This window comes from Streptomyces antimicrobicus (assembly GCF_020532625.1).
Taxonomy (GTDB): Bacteria; Actinomycetota; Actinomycetes; order Streptomycetales; family Streptomycetaceae; genus Streptomyces; species Streptomyces antimicrobicus.
The window spans coordinates 1-588 of record NZ_JAJAUY010000273.1 but is presented as its reverse complement, the minus strand read 5'-3'; the positions used below and the strand labels follow the sequence as shown (position 1 = coordinate 588).

1 protein-coding gene is annotated in these 588 nt (G+C 72.6%); it reads right to left on the bottom strand.

Annotated features, from left to right (window positions below; genetic code table 11):
- The coding region (locus LG632_RS30015) for a condensation domain-containing protein (RefSeq protein ID WP_226731083.1) at positions 1-588 on the bottom strand (588 nt) is incomplete at both ends.

The following is a 588-nucleotide window of genomic DNA, read 5'->3' as shown; positions in this document are numbered from 1 at the left end:
CCGGGATCCCCCTCCTCACCCAACAACCGCTGCTGCCACAACGTGTAATCCGCGTACTGGACGGCGAGCGGGGCCCACGAGGGAGCCTCCCCGCCCAGCCGAGCGGCATATGCCTCACCCAGATCACGCGTCAACGGACCCATCGACGCCCCGTCACCCGCGATGTGGTGCAGCAGAAGCAGCAGGACATGCTCCTCCTCCCCCGTCGACACCAACGTCGCCCGCAACGGCAGATCCACCGCCAGGTCGAAGACATGACCCGCCGCGGCGCGCACCGCTTCCGCGTGTTCCTGCGGGGAGCAGGCCACCCGGTTCAGGACGAAGGGCTGCGGCGGCAGGATCACCTGGGTCGCCCGGCCGCCGTCCGCGGCCTCGGCGAACACGGTCCGCAAGGACTCGTGCCGGGCCACCACGTCACCGAGCGCCAGCTCCAGCGCCCGGGCGTCCACCCGGCCGGAGACGGTGAAGGCCACGGGGAGGTTGTAGGTCGCGCTGGCGCCCTCCAGCCGGTCCAGGAACCACAGCCGCTGCTGCGCGAACGACGCGGGAAGCTCCGCGGGCCGCGGCCGCGCCACCAGCTCCGGCCGG